A 1,139-nucleotide genomic window follows, 5' to 3' on the forward strand; every position below is an offset into this window, starting at 1 on the left:
ACAAACAATACAGACACTACCGGCGCCTGAGCTATTTACAAACGCAGGCGGACACCACCGAGCGGGCTGTGGTCGAGTTCGGCGGTGCCGGAATGCAATTCGGCCTGCTGGCGAACCAGCGCGAGGCCCAGGCCGGAGCCGGGGGAGCCGGGACGTTTGGCGAAACGGTCGAAAGCGGTGGGGGACAGGGCTTCCGGGATGCCGGTGCCGTTGTCGTCGACGGTGATCTCGACGCCGTTGCCGGTGGTCCGCGTGGCGACAGTGACCTCGGTGGCCTTCCCGTGCAGGACCGCGTTGGCGACGGCATTGGTCACGATCAGCATGATCCCGCCGGGCAAGCCGTGCACCGGAACCGGATCGCAAGCGGTGAGCGTGATGTCGACGCCGGGGTTGGCGCGACGGGCGTTCTGCACCGCGCGATCGAGGGTTTCGCACAGTTCGAACGGTTCGAACGCGTCCTGATCGGTGAGTTCGCCGACGGCGAGGCGTTCGAGATCGGTGAGGGTCCGCTCGATCTGGCTCTCGGCGGCCAGGACATCGGCGAGGACGGCGCCGCGCTGGTCGTCGGGCAATTCGGTGCCCGCGAGCACCTGCAGATCGGTGCGCATGGCGGTGAGCGGGGTGCGCAGTTCGTGGCTGACGTCGGAGGTGAAGCGGCGCTGCAGATTACCGAATTCCTCGAGCTGGGTGATCTGGTTCGACAGGCTCTCGGCCATCTCGTTGAACGCCTGCGCCAGCCGCGCCATGTCGTCCTCGCCGCGCACCAGCATGCGTTCTTTGAGTCGGCCGTCGGCGAAGCGGCCCGCGATCCGTGCCGCCGACCGGATCGGCAGCACCACCTGTCTGGTGACAAGGGCGGTGATCGCGGCGAGCAACACCAGCAGCACCACGCCACCGATGAGCATCGTGCCGCGCATCAGCGACAGGCTCGATTCCTCGCTGGCCAGCGGGAAGATCAGGTAGATCTCGAGCGTCGTGACCTCGGCGCTCGGACTGCCGATCACCAGCGCGCGCCCTCGATAACCGTCGGGGTCGGCGACGGTGGTGAACTGGTAGGAGATCTGGTCGCGCTGGACGAACCGGCGCAACTCCTGCGGCACCTCGCCGAGCGGGCCCTCGTGGATCTCGCGGGGCGGATT

The 1,139-nt window shown here is 67.4% G+C and carries 1 protein-coding gene; it reads right to left on the reverse strand.

Features of this window, described 5'->3' with window-relative positions:
• Positions 1 to 35: 35 nt before the first annotated feature.
• On the reverse strand, positions 36 to 1,139 hold a 1,104-nt coding region (locus tag ACFWUY_RS41860), incomplete at its 5' end, for an ATP-binding protein (protein WP_384122386.1).

Source organism: Streptomyces sp. NPDC058664, assembly GCF_042716635.1.
Taxonomy (GTDB): Bacteria; Actinomycetota; Actinomycetes; order Streptomycetales; family Streptomycetaceae; genus Streptomyces.